This is a genomic window from Limnohabitans sp. INBF003, from assembly GCF_055396645.1.
Genome location: NZ_AP029222.1, coordinates 2380430 through 2405034, shown reverse-complemented (window position 1 = coordinate 2405034; position 24605 = coordinate 2380430). Strand labels below are relative to the sequence as shown.

28 protein-coding genes are annotated in these 24605 nt (G+C 60.7%); 22 read left to right on the top strand and 6 right to left on the bottom strand.

The genetic code is table 11. The annotated features are described in order from the left end of the window. The first annotated feature begins 3 nt into the window (after positions 1–3). Both ACZ5VE_RS10975 and ACZ5VE_RS10970 read left to right on the top strand, forming a co-directional pair. Positions 4–369, top strand: coding sequence for a Rieske (2Fe-2S) protein (locus ACZ5VE_RS10975; protein WP_464455203.1), 366 nt, complete (start codon positions 4–6; stop codon positions 367–369). A gap of 2 nt (positions 370–371) precedes the next feature. Further along, positions 372–1361, top strand: coding sequence for a S49 family peptidase (locus ACZ5VE_RS10970; RefSeq protein ID WP_464455202.1), 990 nt, complete (start codon positions 372–374; stop codon positions 1359–1361). 51 nt (positions 1362–1412) lie between these two features. Here ACZ5VE_RS10970 and ACZ5VE_RS10965 read toward each other — a convergent pair whose 3' ends face one another. Together ACZ5VE_RS10965 and ACZ5VE_RS10960 are read right to left on the bottom strand one after the other, a co-directional pair. After that, positions 1413–2186 (bottom strand): SAM-dependent methyltransferase, encoded by a 774-nt coding sequence (locus ACZ5VE_RS10965; RefSeq protein WP_464455201.1) that lies wholly within the window; start codon positions 2184–2186, stop codon positions 1413–1415. Next, positions 2183–2749 (bottom strand): Maf family nucleotide pyrophosphatase, encoded by a 567-nt coding sequence (locus tag ACZ5VE_RS10960; protein ID WP_464457484.1) that lies wholly within the window; start codon positions 2747–2749, stop codon positions 2183–2185. Before ACZ5VE_RS10960 ends, ACZ5VE_RS10965 begins: the two co-directional genes overlap by 4 nt. Positions 2750–2854: 105 nt before the next feature. Between ACZ5VE_RS10960 and ACZ5VE_RS10955 the strand changes: the two genes are divergently transcribed. From ACZ5VE_RS10955 to ACZ5VE_RS10865, 19 genes are all read left to right on the top strand, one after another. Next, positions 2855–3403 (top strand): YceD family protein, encoded by a 549-nt coding sequence (locus ACZ5VE_RS10955; protein WP_464455200.1) that lies wholly within the window; start codon positions 2855–2857, stop codon positions 3401–3403. A 137-nt stretch (positions 3404–3540) separates the two neighbouring features. Then, complete coding sequence (rpmF, locus tag ACZ5VE_RS10950; RefSeq protein ID WP_005794249.1) at positions 3541–3723, top strand: 50S ribosomal protein L32; 183 nt, start codon at positions 3541–3543, stop codon at positions 3721–3723. 112 nt (positions 3724–3835) lie between these two features. Beyond that, on the top strand, positions 3836–4897 hold the full coding sequence (plsX, locus tag ACZ5VE_RS10945; RefSeq protein ID WP_464455199.1) for a phosphate acyltransferase PlsX: 1062 nt from the start codon (positions 3836–3838) through the stop codon (positions 4895–4897). Further along, entirely contained in the window at positions 4894–5871 is a 978-nt protein-coding gene (locus ACZ5VE_RS10940; RefSeq protein ID WP_464455198.1) for a beta-ketoacyl-ACP synthase III, read from the top strand. The genes plsX and ACZ5VE_RS10940 overlap by 4 nt, the downstream gene beginning before the upstream one ends. A gap of 91 nt (positions 5872–5962) precedes the next feature. Next, positions 5963–6913 carry an ACP S-malonyltransferase gene (gene fabD / locus ACZ5VE_RS10935; protein ID WP_464455197.1) on the top strand — a complete coding sequence of 317 codons (951 nt, stop codon included), beginning with the start codon at positions 5963–5965 and terminating at the stop codon, positions 6911–6913. Next, positions 6910–7653 carry a 3-oxoacyl-ACP reductase FabG gene (gene fabG / locus ACZ5VE_RS10930; protein ID WP_108332085.1) on the top strand — a complete coding sequence of 248 codons (744 nt, stop codon included), beginning with the start codon at positions 6910–6912 and terminating at the stop codon, positions 7651–7653. The genes fabD and fabG overlap by 4 nt, the downstream gene beginning before the upstream one ends. 62 nt (positions 7654–7715) lie before the next feature. Then, entirely contained in the window at positions 7716–7952 is a 237-nt protein-coding gene (gene acpP, locus ACZ5VE_RS10925; RefSeq protein WP_019427049.1) for an acyl carrier protein, read from the top strand. Between the two features lie 6 nt (positions 7953–7958). Beyond that, on the top strand, positions 7959–9203 hold the full coding sequence (gene fabF / locus ACZ5VE_RS10920; RefSeq protein WP_464455196.1) for a beta-ketoacyl-ACP synthase II: 1245 nt from the start codon (positions 7959–7961) through the stop codon (positions 9201–9203). Positions 9204–9228: 25 nt separating this feature from the next. After that, complete coding sequence (locus ACZ5VE_RS10915; protein WP_464455195.1) at positions 9229–9702, top strand: hypothetical protein; 474 nt, start codon at positions 9229–9231, stop codon at positions 9700–9702. A 117-nt stretch (positions 9703–9819) separates the two neighbouring features. Further along, complete coding sequence (locus tag ACZ5VE_RS10910) at positions 9820–11244, top strand: DegQ family serine endoprotease (protein ID WP_464457483.1); 1425 nt, start codon at positions 9820–9822, stop codon at positions 11242–11244. 499 nt (positions 11245–11743) lie between these two features. Then, positions 11744–13552, top strand: a complete 1809-nt coding sequence (gene lepA / locus ACZ5VE_RS10905) for a translation elongation factor 4 (protein WP_464455194.1) — start codon at positions 11744–11746, stop codon at positions 13550–13552. Further along, a complete protein-coding gene (lepB, locus tag ACZ5VE_RS10900; protein ID WP_464455193.1) occupies positions 13552–14517 on the top strand; it encodes a signal peptidase I in 966 nt (321 codons plus the stop codon). Before lepA ends, lepB begins: the two co-directional genes overlap by 1 nt. A gap of 1 nt (position 14518) precedes the next feature. Further along, entirely contained in the window at positions 14519–15229 is a 711-nt protein-coding gene (rnc, locus tag ACZ5VE_RS10895) for a ribonuclease III (RefSeq protein WP_464457482.1), read from the top strand. Further along, complete coding sequence (gene era / locus ACZ5VE_RS10890; protein WP_464455192.1) at positions 15226–16287, top strand: GTPase Era; 1062 nt, start codon at positions 15226–15228, stop codon at positions 16285–16287. The genes rnc and era overlap by 4 nt, the downstream gene beginning before the upstream one ends. A gap of 11 nt (positions 16288–16298) precedes the next feature. Further along, positions 16299–17048, top strand: a complete 750-nt coding sequence (gene recO / locus ACZ5VE_RS10885; RefSeq protein WP_464455191.1) for a DNA repair protein RecO — start codon at positions 16299–16301, stop codon at positions 17046–17048. After that, entirely contained in the window at positions 17045–17794 is a 750-nt protein-coding gene (locus ACZ5VE_RS10880) for a pyridoxine 5'-phosphate synthase (RefSeq protein ID WP_464455190.1), read from the top strand. The genes recO and ACZ5VE_RS10880 overlap by 4 nt, the downstream gene beginning before the upstream one ends. Continuing rightward, positions 17791–18222 (top strand): holo-ACP synthase, encoded by a 432-nt coding sequence (gene acpS, locus ACZ5VE_RS10875; protein WP_464455189.1) that lies wholly within the window; start codon positions 17791–17793, stop codon positions 18220–18222. The genes ACZ5VE_RS10880 and acpS overlap by 4 nt, the downstream gene beginning before the upstream one ends. A 45-nt stretch (positions 18223–18267) precedes the next feature. Further along, on the top strand, positions 18268–19353 hold the full coding sequence (nagZ, locus tag ACZ5VE_RS10870; RefSeq protein ID WP_464455188.1) for a beta-N-acetylhexosaminidase: 1086 nt from the start codon (positions 18268–18270) through the stop codon (positions 19351–19353). An 18-nt stretch (positions 19354–19371) separates the two neighbouring features. After that, positions 19372–19683 (top strand): hypothetical protein, encoded by a 312-nt coding sequence (locus ACZ5VE_RS10865; protein ID WP_464455187.1) that lies wholly within the window; start codon positions 19372–19374, stop codon positions 19681–19683. Positions 19684–19747: 64 nt separating this feature from the next. On the opposite strand, the gene lysS is transcribed toward ACZ5VE_RS10865, so the two are convergent. Together lysS and ACZ5VE_RS10855 are read right to left on the bottom strand one after the other, a co-directional pair. Next, positions 19748–21313: a lysine--tRNA ligase gene (lysS, locus tag ACZ5VE_RS10860; RefSeq protein WP_464455186.1), complete on the bottom strand. Its 1566-nt coding sequence runs from the start codon at positions 21311–21313 to the stop codon at positions 19748–19750. Between the two features lie 88 nt (positions 21314–21401). Beyond that, positions 21402–22088 carry an LON peptidase substrate-binding domain-containing protein gene (locus ACZ5VE_RS10855; protein ID WP_464455185.1) on the bottom strand — a complete coding sequence of 229 codons (687 nt, stop codon included), beginning with the start codon at positions 22086–22088 and terminating at the stop codon, positions 21402–21404. A 33-nt stretch (positions 22089–22121) separates the two neighbouring features. On the opposite strand from ACZ5VE_RS10855, the gene ACZ5VE_RS10850 reads away from it, so the two are divergent. Further along, positions 22122–22670, top strand: a complete 549-nt coding sequence (locus tag ACZ5VE_RS10850; RefSeq protein WP_464455184.1) for a YggT family protein — start codon at positions 22122–22124, stop codon at positions 22668–22670. Between the two features lie 90 nt (positions 22671–22760). On the opposite strand, the gene accD is transcribed toward ACZ5VE_RS10850, so the two are convergent. Continuing rightward, positions 22761–23633: an acetyl-CoA carboxylase, carboxyltransferase subunit beta gene (gene accD / locus ACZ5VE_RS10845; RefSeq protein WP_464455183.1), complete on the bottom strand. Its 873-nt coding sequence runs from the start codon at positions 23631–23633 to the stop codon at positions 22761–22763. Between the two features lie 107 nt (positions 23634–23740). Then, positions 23741–24550, bottom strand: coding sequence for a tryptophan synthase subunit alpha (trpA, locus tag ACZ5VE_RS10840; protein WP_464455182.1), 810 nt, complete (start codon positions 24548–24550; stop codon positions 23741–23743). Positions 24551–24605: the final 55 nt, after the last annotated feature.

Below are 24605 nucleotides of genomic sequence, written 5' to 3'. Positions count from 1 at the left end.
TTCATGGAGCCGATGGTCCCTTTGTGCAACAGTGCAGATTTGGTCAATGGTGGCCGCGCTGTGCCGTTTGACATCGTTTATGCCGGACAGACCTGCCGGGCCTTTGCCATCCGTTACCAGGGCCAGGTGCATGCCTACCTGAACCGCTGCACCCATGTGGCCATGGAGATGGACTACCAGCCAGACCGATTTTTTGACGGCACCGGCCGCTGGTTGATGTGTGCCACACACGGCGCCACTTACCAGCCCGATACAGGGGCATGCTCTGGCGGGCCTTGCCGCGGCGGCCTTGTGAAAATAGACCTTTCAGAGCGGGACGGTGTGGTTCACTGGCATACTGCCTACAACTTGAAACCCCTTGAATTTTGACCATGCAAGACCCTCAGGACAACGCGTCCGCCCCAGCTTCCTCCACCCCGTCTTCCGTGTCCGATCAACCGGGTTGGGAGCGACAGGCCTTGGAGCAATTGGCGTTTGCCGCCTTGCGTGAGCAGCAATCGGCACGCCGCTGGAAAAACGGTTTGCGTGTGGTTTGGTTGGTGTTTCTGTCGGTGTTGTTTTGGCAGATTTTCAGCTTCAACACCCCCACCACCAACCCCAGTTTGCCGCACACGGCCATGGTGTCGATCCGGGGTGAAATCGGCTCCGAAGGCGAAGGCAGTGCCGAGAACGTCATGGCGGCCATGCGCAGTGCGCTGGAAGACTCGGGCTCACAGGCCTTGGTGCTGCTGATCAACTCGCCCGGCGGCAGCCCGGTTCAAGCGGGCCTCATCAACGACGAGATTCGCCGCCTGAAGGCCTTGCACAACAAGCCGATTTATGTGGTGGTGGAAGAGTCTTGCGCCTCGGCGGCTTATTACATTGCTGCGGCAGCCGACAAGATTTATGTGGACAAGGCCAGCATCGTGGGCAGCATCGGGGTGCTGATGGACGGGTTCGGTTTCACGGGCCTGATGGACAAGCTGGGCATTGAGCGCCGCCTGATGACGGCCGGGGCCAACAAGGGTTTTCTGGACCCGTTCAGCCCGCAGACCGAGGCCCAGCGCAAACACGCCCAGGCCATGTTGGACCAAATTCACGCCCAGTTCATTGAGGTGGTCAAAAAAGGGCGTGGCGATCGCTTGAAAGAAACGCCCGAGATGTTCAGTGGCCTGTTCTGGAGTGGCCAACAGGCGGTGGACATGGGCCTGGCCGATGCGTTGGGCAGCCTGGATGGCGTCGCCCGTGACGTGGTCAAGTCCCCCGATGTGGTGGACTACACCCAGCGTGAAAATGTGGCCGAGCGTCTGGCCAAGCGCTTTGGTGCTGCGGTGGGCGAGGGGGCTGTGCACGCCTTGCGCATGGGTGCCAGCCTGCGCTGAAACTTTCGATTGACACCGATTCAAAGGGGCCCCTTCGGGTCCCTTGGTTTTTCAGGGGCCGATGGCGTAGACCGCTGGCGTGTGACCGTCCGGGCCTTTCAGGCCCTTTTTCCATTGCGCCACCGTGTGGCTTTGAATCTGGGCTGACGGCAGTGTCAGTCCGCTGGCAATCGCCAAGCGCGTGTTGGCCTGCAGGCTTTGCAGCAGGCCGCTGAGCATGGCGGCGTTGCGGTAGGGCGTTTCGATCCACAGCTGGGTCTGACCGGTTTTCAGCGCCAGCGATTCCAGCTGTTTCAGGCGTGCGGCGCGTTCGGCGGCGTCTTGCGGCAGGTAGCCCACAAACGCAAAGTTTTGGCCGTTGAGCCCACTGGCGGCCAAGGCCAGCAACAAAGACACCGGGCCGACCAAGGGCACCACGGTCAAGCCCAGATCATGCGCCGCGCGCACCACCGAGCTGCCGGGGTCGGCCACGGCAGGCATGCCCGCTTCGCTGATCAGGCCCACATCGTGTCCTTGCAAAGCGGCGGCCAGCAAGGGTTTGCCGTCAAAGCCGGATTGGTGATCGCCTTTTTTGTGCACATGGCGCGGCAGTTCGGTGATCGTTTGCTCGGGCAAGGGGGCGATCAGCGGGTGGGTTTCACCCACGCGTTTGAGGAATGCGCGGGTGGTTTTGGCGTTTTCGCAGACCCAATGCTGGATGCTGGCCGCAGTGGCCAAGGTGTTGCTGGGCAGCACATCGGTGATGGGCGCTTGTTCGGTGCAGCCAAAGTCCAGGGGGGTTGGCACCAAAAACAGGCGACCTTTGAGTGGCTTGGGGGTGTTCACAGCAGCTTCACTCCAGCTTGGCGCAGCAGGCGGGCTGTGCGGATGAGGGGCAAACCGACCAAGGCGGTCGGATCGTCGTTCTCGATGGATTCCAGCAAGGCAATGCCCAAGCCTTCGCTTTTGGCGCTGCCTGCGCAGTCGTAGGGTTTTTCTGCTTGCAAGTAGTTTTCAATTTCGTCGTCACTCAGGTCGCGAAACACCACCTTCACTTCGGCCAGATCGACTTGTTCAAAGCCGGTGGCCAGGCAGACCACGGCCAGCGCAGTTTGAAAAATGACGGTTTGCCCCCGCATTTGGCGCAGTTGCTGCACAGCACGGTCGTGTTCACCGGGTTTGCCCAAAGGCTGGCCTGCCAAATCGGCCACTTGGTCCGAGCCGATGACCACCGCCTCGGGATGCAACGCAGCCACAGCCTGGGCTTTGGCCAAAGCCAGACGCAGCGCAAGTTCGCGCGGAGATTCGCCGGGCGCAGGGGTTTCGTCCACGTCGGGTGCGGTCACACTGAACGGGATGCGCAGGCGTGTGAGCAGCTCGCGACGGTAGCGCGAGGTGGAGCCCAGCACGACTTGTCGGCTGGAAGGGGCGCTGGAGGGTGCAGGGGCGGAAGTCGGTGTCAAAACGCAAACCCAAGGTGAAATTCGGATGGGTGATTCTCTTACACTGCAGCCATGGAAAAAAAATTAGACCCTCAACACTTGGATGTGTTGTCTTTTGCCCGCGATGCCATCAGCCTGAAGGGCGAGGGCCTTTTGGTCGATTGGGTGCGCTTGGCGCAAGAGCAATGGGGCACAGCCATGCCCGCTGGCCCAGTGGTTTGGGCTTTGCAAGGCCGTTTGGTGCCTCAGTCGGGTGGTGTTGACCAAATTTGGCTGGACTTGCGGGCTTCGGTGAACTTGCCCATCCAATGCCAGCGCTGCCTGACGCCCGTGCTGGAAACGGTGCATGCGGAGCGTTCGTTCCGTTTTGTGGTCGATGAGGCCACGGCAGCAGCCCTGGATGACGAAGCGGAAGAAGATATTTTGGTGATCAGCCGTGACTTTGATGCTTTGGCATTGGTCGAGGACGAGTTGATTTTGTCCTTGCCTTTGGTCCCTTTGCACGAAGTTTGCCCCGAAACCGTGCCCATGTCCGCAGTCGACCCCGAGTTTGAAGTGGCGGCTGAGCGTCCTAACCCGTTTGGTGTTTTGGCAGGCCTTAAAACGGGCAAACTCAAGTGAGTGCAAAACGAGGCTCTTCCAAAAGGACTCGGCTTAGGCTATAATTAGCGGCTTCGCCCAGTTCTGCTGGGTGACATTCTCATTAACCAGACGCTGCGTCTTCATTTGCGCGGCCTCCAAGCTTCCAAGGAGCCATCATGGCTGTTCAGCAAAACAAAAAGTCGCCTTCCAAGCGCGGTATGCACCGTTCGCACAATGCCCTGAATGTGCCGGGCATCGCTGTCGAGCCAACCACTGGCGAAACACACCTGCGTCACCACATCAGCCCCAACGGTTTCTACCGTGGTCGCCAAGTGCTGAAAAACAAGTCAGAAGCCTGATCGGCGTCAGCCCTCAAGCCTCAAGAGGCCCGGCGCTACTTTGTAAGTAGCATCGGGCTTTTGTTTTTGTGGCTTTCGCTTTGTATTGCCCGGTTTTGAGCCCAAGGATTCCATGACTTCGCCCACCCCGATCACTCTGGCTGTCGATTGCATGGGCGGCGACCACGGCCCCCGCATCACGCTGGCGGCTTGCCGCTGCTTTTTGTCGACCCACCCCGATGCCCGGCTGTTGCTGGTGGGGCGTGCAGAGGCACTGGCAGGTTTTGCCGATCCCCGCGCTGAAGTGGTGGCCGCCACCGAAGTGGTGGAGATGGACGATCCGCTCGAGGTGGCGCTGCGCAAGAAAAAAGACTCGTCCATGCGCGTGGCCATTGAGCAGGTTCGTGATGGCAAAGCCGCGGCCGCTGTCTCGGCGGGCAACACCGGTGCTCTGATGGCGATTGCCCGCTATGTGCTCAAAACCATGGACGGCATTGACCGCCCGGCCATTGCGGGCCAAATGCCCAACTTTAAGGGCGGCGGCACCACCATGCTTGATCTGGGGGCCAATGTGGACTGCACGCCCGAGCATTTGTTGCAGTTTGCGGTCATGGGCTCTGCGCTGGTCTCGGTTTTGCAAGACAAGCAAAACCCCACGGTGGGCCTGCTCAACATTGGCGAAGAAGCCATCAAGGGCAATGACATCATCAAAAAATCGGGCGAACTGCTGCGTTCTGCGGCCAGTTCGGGCGATCTGAACTTCCACGGCAACGTCGAAGGCAATGACATTTTCAAGGGCACGGTGGACATCGTGGTCTGTGATGGTTTTGTCGGCAATGTGGCGCTCAAGGCCAGCGAAGGCCTGGCCACGATGATTGGTGGTTTTCTGAAAAACGAGTTTTCTCGCAATATCTTCACGAAAATTGCAGCGCTTTTGGCTTATCCGGTGCTAACCGCATTCAAACACCGCGTCGATCACCGCCGTTACAACGGCGCGGCCTTGCTGGGTTTGCGCGGTCTGGTGTTCAAAAGCCATGGCTCGGCCGACGAGATCGCTTTCGAGACCGCCCTGAACCGGGCTTATGATGCAGGCCGAAACCAATTGCTGGATCGCGTTCGTGAACGCATCGCGCATGCCGCCCCCTTGTTGATGGGTGCGCAGGCCGAGCGCTCAGAAGCGGTCACCACACCATGAGAATTTATTCCCGCATTCTGGGCACCGGCAGCTACCTGCCGGATAACCGCCTGACCAATGCCGATCTGGCTGCCCAACTGGCGCAGCAGGGCGTTGAAACCTCTGACGACTGGATCGTTGAGCGCACCGGCATCCGTGCCCGCCACTTTGCCGCTGACCACCAAGGCTGCAGCGATTTGGCCACCGAAGCCGCCCGTCATGCGCTGGCCGCCGCAGGCATCGGTGCCGATGATCTTGACCTGATCATCGTGGCCACCTCCACGCCCGACATGGTGTTCCCGTCGGTGGCCACCATGGTGCAGCACAAGCTGGGCACTGCGGGCTGCCCGGCGTTTGACGTGCAAGCTGTGTGCAGCGGCTTCATTTATGCACTGACGATCGCCGATTCGATGATCCAGTCGGGTTCGGCCAAACGCGCTTTGGTGATCGGCTCGGAAGTGTTCAGCCGCATCCTCGACTTCAAGGACCGCACGACCTGCGTGCTGTTCGGCGACGGCGCTGGCGCGGTCATCCTCGAAGCGTCTGACCAACCCGGCATTTTGGCCACCGACTTGCATGCCGACGGCAAGCACAAGGACATCCTGTGTGTGCCCGGTCACGTCAACAAGGGCGGCATTCTGGGCGACCCGGTCCTCAAGATGGACGGCCAGGCCGTGTTCAAACTGGCCGTGGGCGTGCTCGAAGAAACCGCCCGCGCCAGCTTGGCCAAGGCCAACCTGACCGATGCCGACATCGATTGGCTGATCCCGCACCAGGCCAACATCCGCATCATGCAAAGCACGGCCAAGAAGTTGAAGATGTCTTCGGACAAAGTGGTGGTGACCGTCGATCAGCACGGCAACACCTCGGCCGCCTCGATTCCGCTGGCGCTGGACACCGCCGTGCGCGACGGGCGCATCCAGCGCGGGCAGACCCTCATGCTCGAAGGCGTGGGCGGCGGCTTCACCTGGGGCTCGGTGCTCCTGCGTTATTGATTTGCGCTTGATTTGACAGGCCCGGGTCAGTGATGCGCGGTACACCCCTTCTGACTTTCCCGGATTCTTTCCAGATACAAAAAATTTGCACATGACCTCATTTGCTTTTGTTTTTCCCGGTCAGGGCTCCCAATCGGTGGGCATGCTTGACGCTTGGGGTGACCACCCCGTGGTGCTTGAAACCCTGAAAGAAGCCTCGGACGCCCTGGGCGAAGACGTGGCCCAACTGATCCACGAAGGCCCCAAGGAAGCGCTGGCCATGACCACCAACACCCAGCCCGTGATGCTGGTGTCGGCCGTGGCTGCTTACCGTGCCTGGCTGGCCGAAGGCGGTGCCAAGCCCTCCGTGGTGGCTGGTCACTCGCTGGGCGAATACACCGCTTTGGTGGCCTCGGGCGTTTTGACGCTCACACAAGCCGCGCCGCTGGTGCGCCTGCGCGCTGCCGCCATGCAGGAAGCCGTGCCCGTGGGCGTGGGTGCCATGGCCGCCATTTTGGGTTTGGCCTCTGACAAAGTCATCGAAGGCTGCAAAGCAGCGCAAGCCACATTCGCCGCTGACAGCGTTGAAGTGGTGGAAGCCGTGAATTTCAACGACGCGGCGCAAACCGTGATTGCGGGCAGCAAGGCCGCCGTGGACAAAGCCTGCGAAGTGCTCAAGGGCATGGGGGCCAAGCGTGCATTGCTGCTGCCAGTGTCGGCACCGTTCCATTCGAGCCTGATGAAGCCCGCCGCCGAGAAGCTGCGCGAGAAGCTGGCCACCCTGACTTTGGGTGTGCCGCAGATTCCGGTGCTCAACAACATCGACGTGGCCATCGAAACCGACGCCGACCGCATCCGCGATGCGCTGTACCGTCAGGCCTTTGGCCCGGTGCGCTGGGTCGAATGCGTGCAGGCCATCAAGGCCCGTGGTGTGACCACCCTGGTCGAGTGCGGCCCCGGCAAGGTGTTGGCGGGCATGACCAAGCGGATTGACGCGGAATTGAACGGCGTGGCGCTGTACGACCCCGCCACCTTGGCCGAAGTGAAAGGAATGTTGGCATGAGCGAAGCACAAAAACAGATTGCACTGGTCACAGGCGCGTCCCGAGGCATTGGTGCAGCGATTGCATTGCATTTGGCCAAAGCCGGTTATGTGGTCATTGGCACCGCCACCAGCGACGACGGTGCCGCCAAAATCAGCCAAGCCCTGTCGGCCTTCCCGGGCAGCCGGGGGGCCAACCTGAATGTCAATGACGCTGCCGCAGGCGAAGCCCTGATCGACGCCATTGTCAAAGAGCACGGCGGCTTGCAGGTGCTGGTCAACAACGCGGGCATCACCCGTGACACGCTGGCCATGCGCATGAAAGACGACGACTGGGACGCGGTGCTCGACACCAACCTCAAGGCGGTGTTCCGCATGAGCCGTGCCGTGATCCGCCCGATGATGAAGCAGCGCTACGGCCGCATCATCAGCATCACCAGCGTGGTGGGTGCCTCGGGCAACCCTGGCCAGGCCAACTACGCGGCGGCCAAGGCCGGTGTGGCGGGCATGACCCGTGCGCTGGCCCGCGAGCTGGGCAGCCGCAACATCACCGTGAACTGCGTGGCCCCCGGTTTCATCGAAACCGACATGACCGCCAGCCTGCCCGAAGAACAACAAAAAGCCTTGCTGGGCCAGATTCCTCTGGGTCATCTGGGCAAACCCGACGACATCGCCCATGCGGTGGCCTACCTGGCCGGAACGCACGCAGGCTATGTCACCGGACAAGAATTGCATGTCAATGGTGGCATGTTCATGGCCTGATTTTCGGAAACCCCTTCCGGACAGGTAAAATCTTCATTTTTCACAACCCTCAGAGGGACCCCATGAGCGATATCGAAGCACGTGTCAAGAAAATCATTGCCGAACAACTCGGCGTTGAAGAGTCACAAGTCACCAACGAAAAAGCCTTCGTGGCCGATCTGGGTGCCGACTCCCTGGACACGGTGGAACTGGTGATGGCACTCGAAGACGAGTTCGGCATCGAGATTCCTGACGAAGACGCAGAAAAAATCACCACGGTGCAAGCTGCGATCGACTACGCCCAAAGCAAGAAGGCCTGATCGACGATGACCCGGCGCCGCGTTGTTGTCACGGGTTTGGGATGTATCAGCCCCGTGGGCAACACGGTCGCTGATGCATGGTCCAACCTGCTTGCCGGTCAGTCCGGCATTGGTCCGATCACTCGTTTTGATGCTTCAGCCATTGCCTGCCGGTTTGCGGGTGAAGTCAAAAACTTTGATCTCGAGTCCTACATCTCTGCCAAAGAGGCGAGAACCATGGACCGATTCATCCACTACGGCGTGGCTGCTGCAGCCCAAGCCATTCAGGATTCCGGGTTGCCCACGGGCGATGCCCTGACCGAAGATGAAGCTTGCCGCATGGGTGTGGTGATTGGCTCGGGCATCGGCGGCTTGCCGCTGATCGAAGACACCCATACCGAATACACGGCGCGTGGTGCGCGTCGCATTTCCCCATTTTTCGTCCCGGCCTCGATCATCAACATGATCTCGGGCCATGTGTCGATGCGCAGTGGTTTCAAAGGCCCTAATTTGGCCGTTGTGACTGCTTGCACCACAGGGTTGCACTCCATTGGCGAAGCCGGTCGTTTGATCGAATACGGCGATGCGGATGTGATGGTCGCTGGCGGCTCTGAAGCTTGTGTGTCGCCTCTGGGTGTGGGTGGCTTTGCCGCCATGCGCGCTTTGTCGACCCGAAATGACGATCCCACAGCAGCGTCTCGCCCCTGGGACAAGGACCGTGATGGTTTTGTGTTGGGCGAAGGTGCTGGTGTGATGGTGCTCGAAGAGTACGAACACGCCAAAGCCCGGGGCGCGAAGATTTACGCCGAACTGGGTGGTTATGGCATGAGCGCCGACGCCGGTCACATGACCGCGCCGAGCATGGACGGCCCACGCCGTGCCATGGTCAACGCCATGCGCAATGCCGGTGTCAATGCCGACCAGATCAACTACCTGAACGCCCACGGCACCTCTACGCCGCTGGGAGACATCAACGAAACCAATGCCATCAAGGCGGCTTTGGGCGATCACGCGTACAAAACCGTGGTCAGCTCGACCAAGTCGATGACCGGTCACCTCTTGGGTGGCGCGGGCGGCATTGAGAGCGTGTTCACCGTGTTGGCGCTGCACCACCAAAAAGTGCCGCCGACCATCAATCTGGTCAACCCCGACCCCGAGTGTGATCTGGACTACTGTGCCAACACGGCACGCGACATGAAAATCGACGTGGCCCTGAAAAACAACTTCGGTTTTGGCGGCACCAACGGTTCTCTGGTGTTCAAACGCATCTGATCCGCCTTTTTGCAAGGTCACCACCATGCACAACGCCCCACCTGTGGTTTTCCCGGTGGGGCGTTTTGTTTGGGGCCATCGAGTGGTGTGGGTGCTGGCTTTGTGTGGGGCATTGGGTTTGGGGTTCTGGCAGACGCACGCGGACGCTTTGGGGTTCAAGTGGGCGTGGGCGGCATGGGGCCTTTCTGTTGCGGCTGCCCTGTTCGCCAATACAAGAGACATTTTGACTGCGGGCAGCTTGGTCTGGACGGGCGAGGTCTGGCTGTGGCGTGATGCCAAAGGCGGGGAAGTGGAGACGCAGCTGCGGGTGCTGCTGGATGTCGGGTCGGCTCTCGGCTTGGTTCTTCTCCCTGTCGATGCGCCTTGGCATTTGCCCCACCGCTTTGCCTGGTTGCATGGGCGCGATGCACCTCAGATGTGGCACGGTATGCGGTGCGCGGTATATTCGCGATCAAAGGCCGACCAAACGCGGGCCAATCAGGCCGGTGATCCATTTTGAAGACTTGAAGTCGAAAATGTTGCCACCATTTGTGTGCGATTGAGCGGATGGTTTTAAAAGCCCAAGGAGGCAGGTGTGTTCAAAGTCATTTGGAATAAAAGTACAGCCGCTGTGGTCATGACGGCTGGCTTGGTTGGCGCATTGGGCCTCGGTGTTCCTGGCGCCGTCATGGCGCAAGGGCCGGGCGCTGTGGTGCGGGGTTTACCGGATTTCACCGAGCTGGTGGAGCAGGTGGGGCCTTCGGTGGTGAACATCCGCACGCTTGAGAAAGCACGCCCAACTGAAACCAACCCCGGCGGCACGGATGAAGAGATGCAGGAGTTGTTTCGGCGCTTTTTTGGGGTGCCCATTCCCAATGCGCCGCGCCAAGTGCCGCGTCAAAACAGACCCCAAGAAGAGGCTCAGCCGAAAGGGGTGGGCTCAGGTTTCATCTTGAGCGCCGATGGTTTCATCATGACCAATGCGCACGTGGTGGATGGCGCAGACGAAGTGTTGGTGACCTTGACCGACAAACGCGAGTTCAAAGCCCGCATCGTGGGTGCCGACAAGCGCACCGATGTGGCTGTGGTGAAGATTCAGGCGACCGGTTTGCCTGCCGTGAAGGTCGGCGATGTGGGCCGTTTGCGTGTGGGGGAATGGGTCATGGCGATCGGTTCGCCCTTCGGCCTGGAAAACACGGTCACTGCGGGCATCGTCAGCGCCAAGCAGCGGGACACAGGCGACTACTTGTCATTCATCCAGACCGATGTGGCGATCAACCCCGGCAACTCTGGAGGCCCCTTGATCAACATGCGTGGTGAGGTGGTGGGCATCAACAGCCAGATTTATTCCCGTTCAGGGGGCTTCATGGGCATCTCGTTTGCCATTCCCATGGACGAGGCGATGCGCGTCAGTGAGCAACTGCGCGCCAGTGGCCGTGTCAGCCGTGGACGCATCGGGGTTCAGATTGCGCCGGTGACCAAAGAGGTGGCAGAGTCCATTGGTTTGGGCAAGGCGCAAGGTGTCCTGGTGCGTGGTGTCGAAGAAGGCTCACCAGCAGAAAAAGCGGGCTTGGAAGCGGGCGACATCATCACGCGCTTTGATGGCAAGTTGATTGACAAGCCTGCCGATTTGCCGCGCGCGGTCGGCAACACCAAGCCTGGCAGCAAAGTGGGCATCACGGTGTTCCGTCGTGGTGGCCACAAGGACTTGAACATCACGGTGGCTGAAATTGAGCCTGAAAAAGTCGTTGCAGCATCGGCTGAGAAAAAAACACCAGCAACCACCGGCCAGCCTTGGGGTTTGGCGGTGAGTGATTTGACCGAGGCGCAAAAGAAAGAGTTTCGCGTGCGCGGTGGTGTGCGTGTAGACGCTGCCACGGAGATGGCTGCCCGCGCCGGCATCCGCGAAGGGGATCTGATCTTGGCCATTGCCAATGCCGAGGTGACATCACTCAAGGAGTTTGACTTGATCATGTCGCGTGTTGACAAAAATCGGCCCATCAGTGTGCTCATACGCCGTGGCGATGGGGCGCAATATGTGCTGATCCGACCTGGCAAATGAAGGCGCAGACTTGTCAAGAGCCCACAGTGCCCGGCAGGGCATTGGGCTCAATTAAGGCCTTTCACAGGTCTCTCTCCAGAAATTTTGAGCATCTTTAAAAAGATTTTTAAAGTTTGCGCCAACTAACTTTTCTGGGCTCTCATAACGAATTTGGCTAAAATGAGGGGTCTTGACCATTGATTGATGGCATAAAGCGCAGGGGTGAATTCACGATGCGAGATTCCACACAGGAGTCCACCGGTGATCCACAGATGACCCACAAGTTGTTCAGTCAGATATTCAGTTGATTGTGGATAACGTGTGCATAAAGTCCATGTTGCAAAGCAGCAACGACCTGTCAAACGTGTTTTTGGGGCTGTGCGCGTGGGCCAATTTGCCTACAATGAAGTCCCAACTATCGCAGTTGCCATAGATTGTTGGTTCAGGGCGCGTCACCACCAGACGCGCCCTTTTTTCTTTTACGGATCCTTGATCCACAAACACTTGCAGACGTTGCTTGATGAATCACATCAGAAATTTTTCGATCATTGCCCACATTGACCATGGCAAATCCACGCTGGCCGATCGCTTGATTCAACGGTGTGGGGGTCTCGAAGCGCGTGACATGGAAGCCCAGGTTCTGGACTCGATGGACATCGAGAAAGAGCGCGGCATCACCATCAAGGCGCAGACCGCTGCGCTGCACTACAAAGCCAAAGACGGACAGGTTTACAACCTCAACCTGATCGACACCCCCGGCCATGTGGACTTCTCTTATGAAGTCTCGCGTTCGCTGTCGGCCTGCGAAGGCGCCTTGCTGGTTGTGGACGCCAGCCAGGGTGTGGAAGCACAGACCGTGGCCAACTGCTACACCGCGCTCGACCTGGGTGTGGAAGTGGTGCCCGTGCTCAATAAGATGGACCTGCCCAACGCCGACCCGGACAACGCCCGCAGCGAAGTCGAAGACGTGATTGGCATTGACGCCACCGACGCGATTCCCTGCTCGGCCAAAACCGGCATGGGCATCGAAGAAATCCTCGAAGCCGTGGTGGCCCGCATTCCGCCGCCCAAGGGCAACCCCGATGCACCTTTGCGCGCCATGATCATTGACAGCTGGTTTGACAGCTATGTCGGCGTGGTCATGTTGGTGCGTGTGGTCGATGGCCAGCTGATCAAGGGTGAGCGCATCCGGATGATGGCCAGCAATGCGGTTTACGAAGCAGGCAGCCTGGGTGTGTTCACCCCGGCCAACGAGCCGCGCCAGTCGCTCAAGGCCGGTGAGGTGGGTTACATCATTGCAGGCATCAAAGAGTTGCAGGCGGCCAAGGTCGGCGATACCGTCACCTTGGAAAAGAAGTTGCCCAACAACCAAGGCCCCGCCACCGAAGCCTTGCCGGGCTTCAAGGAAATTCAGCCTCAGGTGTTTGCCGGTCTGTACCCGACCGAAGCCAACCAGTACGACGGGCTGCGCGATGCACTGGAAAAACTCAAACTCAACGATGCGTCGCTGCATTACGAACCTGAAGTCTCGCAAGCGCTGGGTTTTGGTTTTCGTTGTGGCTTTTTGGGTTTGCTGCACATGGAAATCGTGCAGGAGCGCCTTGAGCGTGAATTCGATCAGGACCTGATCACCACCGCGCCCAGCGTGGTTTACCAAGTGGTCCAGCCAGGGGGCGAAGTGGTCATGGTGGAAAACCCCTCCAAAATGCCCGACCAGGGCAAGTTGCAGGAAATCCGCGAGCCCATCGTCACCGTGCATTTGTACATGCCGCAAGACTATGTGGGCCCGGTCATGACGCTGGCCAATTTGAAGCGTGGCGTGCAGATCAACATGGCCTACCACGGTCGTCAGGTCATGCTGACCTATGAGATGCCGCTGGGCGAGATCGTGCTCGACTTCTTTGACAAGCTCAAATCGGTCAGCCGAGGCTACGCGTCGATGGACTATGAGTTCAAGGAGTTCCGCGCTTCCGACGTGGTGAAGGTCGACATTTTGCTCAACGGCGAGAAGGTCGATGCGCTGTCCATCATCGTGCACCGTTCGCAGTCGCAGTACCGCGGTCGCGCCGTGGTGGCCAAGATGCGCGAGATCATCAGCCGCCAGATGTTTGATGTGGCAATCCAGGCGGCCATTGGTGCCAACATCATTGCCCGTGAAAGCATCAAGGCCTTGCGCAAGAACGTGCTGGCCAAGTGTTACGGTGGCGATATTTCGCGCAAACGCAAGCTGCTTGAAAAGCAAAAAGCGGGTAAAAAGCGCATGAAACAGATTGGTTCGGTCGAGGTGCCTCAAGAGGCGTTTCTGGCCATTTTGCAGGTGGAGGATTGATGCAGTTTTTAACGTCTTTGGTGTTGGCCGCTTTTGTCGCTTATGCCGGTGCTTGGTATACGGGTTTCATCGAGGGCAACTTTGCGCTGCTCTTGTTGCTGGCCACCGTGGTCACAGGCATTTATTGGCTGGCCGAGCGCTTTGTGTTTTTGCCTCAGCGCCAAAAATCGGCAGCCCAACTGGAGGCCGAAACCGCACAGCGCCGTGCCGAATTGACCAAGATGGGCATCGACAAGGTCGACACCGACATCCAGGAGGCCCGCGAAAAACTGCTGATGCAGCCTTGGTGGCTCGACTGGACCGCTGGCCTGTTCCCGGTCATCGTGGTGGTCTTCATCTTGCGTTCGTTCCTGTTTGAACCCTTCAAGATTCCATCGGGCTCCATGATCCCGACCCTGCACATTGGCGATCTGATTTTGGTGAACAAATTCCATTACGGCATTCGTTTGCCTGTGGCCAACATCAAGCTCACCGAAGGCACACCTGTTCAGCGCGGTGATGTGATGGTGTTTCGCTACCCGCCCAAGCCCACGGTCGACTACATCAAGCGCGTGGTGGGGGTGCCGGGTGACGAAGTGGCTTATCTGAACAAGAAGCTCAGTATCAATGGCAAAGTGTTGCCAACCCAGGCCTTGCCTGACTTTTTTGACGAGTCGACCATGCGGTATTTCAAGCACCGCAGCGAGACGCTGGGTGCCAAGCCGCACCAGACCATTCAAGACGATGACCGTCCAGCCTTTGTGCCAGGTGCTGACCAGTTTGTCGGCCGTGAAAACTGCAACTACACCGTTGAAGGTGTGACCTGCAAGGTGCCTGCGGGTCACTATTTCATGATGGGCGACAACCGCGACAACTCCTTGGATTCGCGCTATTGGGGTTTTGTGCCGGACGCCAACATCGTGGGCAAAGCTTTTTTCGTCTGGATGAACTTTGGCAATCTCAAGCGCATTGGCGCTTTTGACTGAGGTGAGCGTGGCCACATCTTCCGCTGTATCACCAGCCTTGTCCGAGCTGCAAATCCGCTTGGGCTACGCCTTTCGCCAAGCGGGGCTGCTTCAGCAAGCCGTCACCCACCGCAGCTTCAGCGCCGACCACAACGAGCGCCTGGAGTTTTTGGGCGACTCGGTGCTCAACCTGTCGGTGGCGCACATGCTGTATGCGCAGCTGGCCAGCTTGCCTGAAGGCGATTTGTCTCGCGTGCGGGCCAACCTGGTCAAGCAAGACACCTTGCATCAATTGGCTAAAACCCTGGACTTGTCTGCCGTGATGCGGTTGGGCGAGGGCGAAATGCGCTCCGGTGGGCAAGGACGCCCCTCGATCCTGGCCGACGCGCTGGAAGCCATCATTGGTGCCGTCTATCTGGATGGTGGCTACAAGGACGCACAAGCGCTGGTCGAGCGCCTGTTTGCCAAGGTCGACATCAAGCCCGACATGCAGGCCGTGGGCAAAGACCCCAAGACCGAATTGCAGGAGTGGTTGCAAGGGCGCAAGCTCGCGCTGCCCAAATACACCGTGGTCGGCACCTCTGGCGCCGCGCACCGCCAGCAATTCGAGGTCTCGTGCGAAGTGACCGAATTGCGACAAACACAACAAGGCTCGGGCGCATCGCGTCGCGCCGCCGAACAAGCAGCGGCCGCCGCCATGCTGCAGACCCTGAAATCCGAAAGCGCCGCATGAGCACCGACAAAAAATCCACCCCCTCTGAACCCGAACGCATGCCGCAAGAGCAAGCCATGCGCCGCCCCGTTCAAATTGCGGGCGTGACCATCCAGCCACGCGATGCCTCAGAAGACGCCGCCTTGCCCCCTGTGGCGGCTGCACCTGCGCCAGTCCCCGTGGCCGGCCAGCGCTGCGGCCTGGTGGCCATTGTGGGCAAGCCCAACGTGGGCAAATCGACCTTGCTCAACGCCTTGGTCGGCCAAAAAATCAGCATCACCTCGCGCAAAGCGCAAACCACGCGCCACCGCATCACCGGCATCCGCACCCAGGGCGCTGCCCAGTATGTGTTTGTCGATACGCCCGGTTTCCAGACCATTCACGGCACAGCGCTCAACAAATCGCTGAACAAAACCGTGGTCGGTGCGGTCAGCGATGTGGACCTGGTGCTGTTTGTGGTCGAGGCGGGCAGCTTCACCACGGCCGACGCCAAGGTGCTGGCGTTGCTCAAGCCCGGCATTCCGGTTTTGCTGGTGGCCAACAAGCTCGACAACGTGCACCGCCGTGGCGACATCGCGCCCTGGTTGCAAAGCATGCAAGAGCGCCATGCCTTCACCGAGTTTGTGCCCATGTCGGCCAAGCAGCCCAAAGACATCGTGCGCTTGCTGGACATCTGCGAAAAATACCTGCCCGAGCAGCCTTGGTGGCATGCCGAAGACGAGCTGACCGACCGCAGCGAGAAGTTCCTCGCCAGCGAAATGGTGCGCGAAAAACTCTTCCGCCTCACTGGTGACGAGTTGCCTTACACCTCCACGGTGGTGATCGACAAGTTCGAAGAAGAAGCGGGCCGCACGTCCAAGCGCATGCTGCGCATTGCCGCCACCATCGTGGTCGAGCGCGAAGGCCACAAGGCCATGGTGATCGGTGACAAGGGCGAAAAGCTCAAGCGCATCGGCACCGAAACCCGTGTTGAGCTGGAAAAGCTGCTGGACGCCAAGGTCTTCATCGAGCTGTGGGTCAAAGTGCGTTCGGGTTGGGCCGACGACGAAGCCCGCGTGCGCAGCTTCGGCTACGAGTAACCCCACCGTCAATGGCCACCAAGCGGATCGCAGACGAGCCAGCCTATGTGCTGCACCGCTACGACTGGAGCGAGACCAGCCTGATCCTGGAGGTCTTCACCCGCCACCACGGGCGGGTGGCTTTGGTGGCCAAGGGGGCCAAGCGGCCGACATCGAGCTTTCGCCCAGTGCTACTGCCTTTGCAGCCTTTGTCGCTGGCCTTCGGGGGCGACGGCGACATTCGCACCCTTAAGTCGGCCGAATGGGTGGGCGGCCACGTCATGCCCACAGGCGAGGCGCTGCTGTCGGGCTATTACCTCAATGAATTGCTCATGCGCCTGACCGCGCGAGACGACCCCCATCCGCTTTTGTTTGAGGTGTATGCCGCCGCCGTCCGCTTGCTTGCCAGTGGCGACCCCGATGCCTTGCAATGGGCCTTGCGTGGGTTTGAATTGCTGCTGCTCAAAGAGATGGGTTTGCTGCCCGCGCTCAACTTGCAAACTCTGACGCTCAAGCCGCTGGAGCCCGAAGGCTTTTACACCTTGGTGCCTGAGGCCGGCTTGCAATGGGTGCCCGAGGACAGTCGCCACGCTTTGCGCGGTGCGCAATGGCTGGCGCTGCAAGCCGCACTCGACGACCCCAGTCCACTCGCCGCCTTGCTGCGCGAATGTGCCGACTTGCTGGGGCCGCTGCAGCGCCCCTTGCGCTTGATGCTCAACTACCATTGCGGTGTGGGCGCATTGCGCACCCGCCAAATGATGCTGGACTTGCAAACCTTATGACCACCTCTTCTGATCGCGTTGCCCTGTCGGTCAACGTCAACAAAGTTGCCTTGCTGCGCAATTCCCGCCACCTGGGCATTCCCAGCGTCACGCGTGCCGCCCAGCTGTGCCTGCAAGCGGGTGCGCAGGGCATCACCATCCACCCCCGGCCCGACGAGCGCCACATCCGCGCCAGCGACGTGCCCGAGCTGCACGCCCTGATGCAAGCCTGGCCCGACCGCGAGTTCAACATCGAAGGCAACCCTTTTCACAACCTGATTCAGCATGTGCGTGCCGTGCGCCCGCACCAGGTGACTTTCGTGCCCGACAGCGAAGGCCAGTTCACCAGCGACCATGGCTGGACTTTCCCGCAAGACGCCGAACGACTGCAACCCTTGATCGACGAGTGCAAGGCCTTGGGCGTGCGGGTGAGCCTGTTCATGGACCCGATCCCTGAGCAAATGGCCGCCGCCCGCGCCGTGGGCGCTGACCGGGTGGAGCTGTACACCGAGCCTTATGCAGCCACTTGGGGCACGCCAGAGAACGCGGCCCAGTTGCAGCGTTACGCCGATGCGGCCGAGGCCGCGCTGCAAGCAGGCCTGGGCCTGAACGCAGGTCACGACCTCAACCGAGACAACCTGCCCGCCTTTGTGGCGGCGGTGAAGGGCCTGCAAGAAGTCTCGATTGGCCACGCTTTCATGGCCGACGCGCTGGAGCTGGGCTACGCCGCCACGGTGCAGGCGTATCTGGATTGCCTGAAAAAATGATCTACGGCATCGGCACCGACATCTGCGACATCCGCCGCGTCAAGGCCAGCCTGGCGCGGCACGGCGAGCGCTTTGCCGCCAAGGTGCTGAGCGATGCCGAGATGGTCACCTGGAAAGCCCGCAGCGCCCGCTGGCCTGAGCGCGGTGTGCGTTATCTCGCCACCCGCTTTTCGGCCAAAGAGGCTTTCAGCAAGGCCATTGGTCTGGGCATGCGCATGCCCATGACCTGGCGTCTGTGCGAGATCGGCAAACTGCCCAGCGGCCAGCCGGTCATCGTGTTGCATGGGGTGCTGAAGGAATGGTTTGAAGCCAAAAACCTCAGCGCCTACATCACGGTGACCGACGAATCCGAATACGCCGCCAGCTTTTGCGTGGTCGAGACCGTTCACCCTGCGCCTTTGCCAGTTTCCGTCAGCGCTGCCCCTTGATATGGGGTGGTTCACCCCGAACTGCCTTTTGAACTTGAAACACCCATGAGCATCCACGCCCCACTCATCATTGACATTGCTGGCACCACATTGACCGACGTGGACCGCCGCCGCTTGGCACACCCGCTGGTGGGGGGCATGATTTTGTTTGGCCGCAACTGGCAAAGCCGGGCGCAACTCACGGAGCTGTGCGCCGACATCAAAAACCTCCGACCCGACCTCTTGATCGCGGTGGACCACGAAGGCGGTCGCGTGCAGCGCTTTCGCACCGATGGCTTCACCCATTTGCCGCCCATGCGCGCCTTGGGCGAGCTTTGGGCGCAAGACGACAAGGGCCAACCCGGCTCTGGCGTGCTCAAGGCCTGCGAAGCGGCCACCTCGGCGGGCTTTGTGTTGGCCAGCGAGCTGCGCGCTTGCGGCGTGGACTTCAGCTTCACGCCCGTGCTGGATCTGGACCACGGCGAGAGCGGCGTCATCGGCGACCGCGCCTTCGCCCGCGACCCACGTGTGGTGAGCCTCTTGGCCCGCAGCCTGATGCAAGGCCTGCTGCAAGCGGGCATGGGCAACTGCGGCAAGCATTTCCCAGGACACGGCGCTGTCAAGGCCGACTCGCACGTGGCGCTGCCCGTGGACAAACGCGGCCTCAAAACCATCCTGGCCGACGACGCGCAGCCTTACCGCTGGCTCACCAGCGTGCTCACCGCCGTCATGCCCGCCCATGTGATCTACAGCAAGGTCGACAGCCGCCCGGCAGGCTTTTCGCCGCGTTGGCTGCAAGACATCTTGCGTGCCCAGCTGGGCTTTCAGGGTGTGGTCTGCACAGACGATCTGTCGATGGCTGCCGCACGCCAGATGGACGGGCGCACCCTCAGCTACACCGAAGCGGTGATCACCGCGCTGCAAGCCGGCTGCGACCTGGCCCTGCTGTGCAACCGCTCGGCGGTGAACGACGGCGCCGAGCTGGACGAGGTGCTGGACCAGCTGGCCGAAGCCCAACTCAAGGGCCACTGGACACCCAGCGAGATCAGCGAAGAGCGGCGCTTGAACCTCTTGCCCCGGTCACCCGCCCGCCCCTGGGACGAGCTGGTGCGCTCTGCCGACTACATGCAGGCGCTCGACCGCTTGCCTTGAACTGAACAGGACACTGGAATGAACTCGATTGCACGCATCGTGATGGGCCTGTTCACGGGGCTTCTGGGTCTCGCGTTTCTGGCGGGCCTGCTGGCGGCGCTGGGCCTCTACATCGTGTTCGCCACCGTGCGCTGGTTGCTCACTGGCCGCAAGCCCCAGGTGGTGATGGTCTGGCAACAGTTCAGCGAGTTGCGCAAGGGCGCGCGCTTTGGCGGTCAGCGCGGTTTCGGCTCAGATTCTGAAGTGCGACGCCAGGACGACATCGTCGATGTGGAAGTGCGCGAGGTGGTGGACGATGCTCCCCGTCTGCCGCCTCGCCAGCAGGGCTGACGACTTGCCTGCATGAAACAACAAACCCGGCCTTGGCCGGGTTTGTTTTTGGAGCTTGGATCGCTTATTCCTGCACGTGGCGCAGGGCGGGGAACAGGATCACGTCGCGGATGCTGGCGCTGTCGGTCAGCAGCATCATCAGGCGGTCAATGCCAATGCCGCAGCCGCCTGCAGGGGGCATGCCGTATTCGAGGGCGCGCACGAAGTCGTGGTCGTAGTACATGGCTTCGTCGTCACCGTCGTCCTTGGCGGCCACTTGCGCATGAAAGCGTGCGGCCTGGTCTTCGGCGTCGTTCAGCTCGGAAAAGCCGTTGCCAAATTCGCGGCCGGTGATGTACAGCTCAAAGCGCTCGGTCACTTCGGGGCGGGTGTCGTTGGCGCGGGCCAGCGGGCTGATCTCGGTCGGGTGTTCCATGATGAAGGTCGGCTCCCAGAGCTTGTCTTCCACGGTTTCTTCGAAATAGAACACCTGCAGGCTGGCCAGGCTGCGAGTGGACAGTTTGTCTTTGGCTTCGCTCATGCCCAGCTTTTTCAGGGCATTGATCAGCCACTCGGCGTTGTCCACGTTGTCACCGGCTTCGGTGTGTTTCACGATGGCTTCGCGGATGGTCATGCGGGCGAACGGCTTGTTCAGGTCGACCGGCTTGCCGTTGTAAGTCAAGTCCAAAGTGCCCGCCGCCGTCATGGCCGCATCGCGGATCAGGCTTTCGGTAAAACCCATCAGGTCCTGGTAGTTCCAGTAGGCCGCGTAGAACTCCATCATGGTGAACTCGGGGTTGTGGCGCACCGAGATGCCTTCGTTGCGGAAGTTGCGGTTGATCTCAAACACGCGCTCAAAGCCACCCACCAGCAAGCGCTTGAGGTACAGCTCGGGCGCGATGCGCAAGAACATTTCTTGTTCCAGCGCGTTGTGGTGCGTGATGAAGGGCTTGGCGTTGGCACCACCGGGAATGGGGTGCAGCATGGGCGTTTCGACTTCCAAAAAGCCGTGCTTGACCATGAACTCGCGGATGCCGCTCACGGCCTTGCTGCGGGCCACAAAGCGCTTGCGGGCGGCTTCGTCGGTCATCAGGTCCACATAGCGCTGGCGGTATTTGACTTCCTGGTCGGCCACGCCGTGGAACTTGTCGGGCATGGGGCGCAGGCTCTTGGTGAGCATGCGGATCGATGTGGCATGGATTGACAGCTCGCCGGTGCGGGTTTTGAACAAATGGCCTTCCACCCCCACGATGTCGCCCAGATCCCAGTGTTTGAAGAGGGCATAGAGGTCTTCGCCCACGTCGTCGCGGGTCACATAGACCTGGATGCGGCCGGTGGCGTCTTGCAAGGTGGCAAAGCTGGCCTTGCCCATGACGCGCTTGAGCATCATGCGGCCAGCGACTTTGGCCGTGGTTTTGGCCACGCCTTCGCCGTTCAGTTCTTCAGCGGCTTTTTCGCCATGGGCCTGGTGCAGGTTGGCGGCATGGTGCTCGGGCTTGAAGTCGTTGGGGAATGCCACGCCTTTGCCTTCAGCCTGCGCCTGGCGCATGGCCTTGAGTTTTTCGCGGCGCTCGGCGATCAGCTGGTTTTCATCTTGTGGGGCTGGCGCAGGTGCTGGTGCCGTTTGGGCGTTGGCGTTCGTGTCGGACATGGCGGGCGGTGGTTGGGCTGGGTGCACGGGGCACCTGAACCGGGGTTTCGGGGAACTGGGACTGCGCGAAGGCGCAAAGCCGTCTATTTTAAGAGTTTGCCGGGGGCTTTTGACCGGAGCCGGTGGGGTTCTTTGCGGACGGGGCAACCGGGGCCACCAGATCGCCCACCAACTCCAGGCGCATCAGGGGCTCTTGCAGGGCAAATAGCCGGTATTTCATTTGCAAAGGCAGGGGCAGCAACTCGCCCCAGCGGTGAGACAGCCAGCTGCAGTCTTGCAGCCGCCAAGCCTCGTTCCAAGGTAGCACCACGCTGGGCTGGGCGCTCAGCTGGGTCAGGGCCTCGTGCATTTGCACCGACAGGTGCTGCAGATCTTCGGGCACTGGCACGGCGGGCTCTGGCAGCAAGGCTTGTACCTGGCCCAGCCACAGGCCATCACTGCGTTGTTGCGTGGCCTCGATGCGAAACTTTTCCACGCCCCGGCACCAAACCATGACCAAACCCGGCTGAGGCCGCTCGATGCGCTCGATCTGCACGCGGGTGCCCATGGCCTCAAACTGCTCGGCGGCTTCGCCAGGGCGGTGTACTTCGCGGCCCTGCGTCAGCGTGACCACGCCAAAGCCGGTGCCTTGCCGTTCGCATTCGCCGATCATCTGCAGGTAACGCAGCTCAAACAATTGCAAGGGCAACAAAGCGCCAGGAAACAGCACGGTGCCCAAGGGGAAAAGGGGCAATTCCGTCAAGGCGGCGGGAGATGGGGCATCGCGTTCGGGCATCTGGGTATCATCGCACGAGCAGGAGAAAAATCGATGTTGTTCCAGATGGTGAGCTTGGTGTTGGATGTGGTGGCGGGCCTGATCGCAGGCACCTGTTTGCTGCGCTTTTTGATGCAGTGGCAGCGCATTTCCTTTCACCAGCCCTTGGGCCAATTTGTGTTTGCGGTGACCGACTGGCTGCTGTTGCCGCTGCGCCGGGTCGTTCCACCATGGTCGGCTTGGGATTTGTCGAGTCTGGTGGGCGCGTTTCTCATCAAGCTGGTGCAGTACACGCTGCTGTGGCTGGTGGCAGGCGGGCAGGGCGCTTTGGGTTTGCTGCCGCTGGTGAGCTTGGTGGGCATGGCCCAGCTGGTGGTCTCGGCCCTGAGTGCGTTGGTGCTGGTGTTGGCTGTGTTGTCGTGGGTCAACCCGGGCTCGCCCATGTACAGCTTGGTGGCGCGCTTGAGTCAGCCATTTTTGAGGCCTTTTCAGCGTTGCGTGCCCCTGGTTGGCGGGGTGGATTTGTCGCCTGTGGCCTTGTTGCTGGTGCTGCAACTGGCGGGCATGCTGTTGGCTCAGCTGCAAATGAGCTGGATGTACTGAGCCGCTGAAATTGAGCCAATTAAATTGCTCTTGAAAATACAAAGGCCCTCCGAAGAGGGCCTTTGTATTTTGGGGGGGTAGAGCCGCAGGTCAGCTCACAGCATCGGCGGGCTGGCGCTGCAGCATGGCCAAGGTGCTGGCGATGGTTTTGCGCAGTTCGCGGCGGTCACAGATGAAGTCGACCGCGCCTTTGGTTTGCAGGAACTCGGCGCGCTGGAAGCCTTCGGGCAGGGTCACGCGCACGGTGCTTTCGATCACGCGGGGGCCTGCAAAGCCGATCAGGGCTTTGGGCTCGGCAATGACCACATCGCCCAAAAAGGCAAAACCAGCCGACACGCCACCCATGGTCGGGTCGGTCAGCACGCTGATGTAGGGCAGGCCTTTTTTGGCCAGACGGGTCAGGGCCGCATTGGTCTTGGCCATTTGCATGAGCGACAGCAGGCCTTCTTGCATGCGGGCACCACCCGTGGCGGTAAAGCAGACGAAAGGCACTTTTTGTTCGATGGCGGTTTCGACACCGCGCACAAAGCGTTCACCCACCACGGAGCCCATGGAGCCGCCCATGAAGTCGAACTCGAAGCAGGCCACGACCAGGGGAATGCTGAGCACAGCCCCGCCCATGACGACCAGGGCGTCGGTTTCGCCCGTGTTGTTCATGGCTTCTTTCAGGCGCTCGGGGTATTTGCGGCTGTCTTTGAACTTCAGGGCATCGACCGGAACCACTTCCTGGCCGATTTCGTAGCGGCCTTCGCCGTCCAGAAAGCCGTTCAGGCGGGCGCGGGCACCGATGCGCAGGTGGTGCGCGCAGCCGGGGCAGACATTCTGGTTTTCTTCGAGGTCGGTCTTGTAGAGCACGGTCTCGCAGCTGGGGCATTTGACCCACAAGCCTTCAGGCACTTGGCGGCGGTCCGCCGGGTCGGTGTGCTGGATCTTGGGGGGGAGTAATTTTTCTAGCCAACTCATGAGGGTTCTCCTTCAGCGGCGAATTATCGTTGATACGGCGCAGGGGCCGTTTCACATGGCGAAGGTGGCGAGGGCCTGCACCCGGCACGCGGGGCAGGCCCCAGCCTTCAGGCGTCCAGCGCTTGCCGGATACCCGAGAGGAATTCACCCGCCACGGCGTTGATGCTGTCCGCTGGCGCGGCGTCGATCAGCTGGATCAGGCGCGAGCCAATCACCACCGCGTCGGCGACTTTGCTGATGGCTTTGGCCGTGGCCGCATCACGGATGCCAAAGCCCACGCCCACCGGCACGCTGACGTGCTGGCGGATGCGCGGCAGCATGGCTTCGACCGCATCGGTGTCCAGCGTGCCCGAGCCGGTGACGCCCTTGAGCGACACGTAATACACGTAGCCGCTGGCCACCTGGGCCACTTGCTGCATGCGCTCCTCGGTCGAGGTGGGGGCCAGCAAAAAGATCAGGTCCATGCTGTGGGCACGCAGTTTGGCGGCAAATTCCACGCATTCTTCGGGTGGGTAGTCCACGATCAGCACGCCGTCCACACCGGCTGCCGAAGCGTCGCGGATGAAGCTGTCGGTGCCGTGCTTTTGGTCGTAGCGCTCGACCGGGTTGGCATAACCCATCAGCACCACTGGGGTGCTGGTGTTGGTTTGGCGGAACTCGCGGACCATGGCCAGCACCTGCACGGTGCCAATGCCCAAGGCCAGCGCTTTGTCGCCCGCTTTCTGGATCACCGGGCCGTCGGCCGAGGGATCCGAGAACGGCACCCCCAGCTCGATGATGTCGGCCCCGGCTTCGGCCATGGCGTGCATCAGCGGCACGGTGGTGGTGGCTTGGGGGAAACCTGCCGTCACATACGGGATCAGGGCTTTGCGGCCCTGGGCTTTCAGGGTGGAGAGGGTTGAATCGATGCGGCTCATGGCTGACCTTGTATCTGTGTGGGAGCGAGCCCCTGCTCGCGAATGAACGACAAGC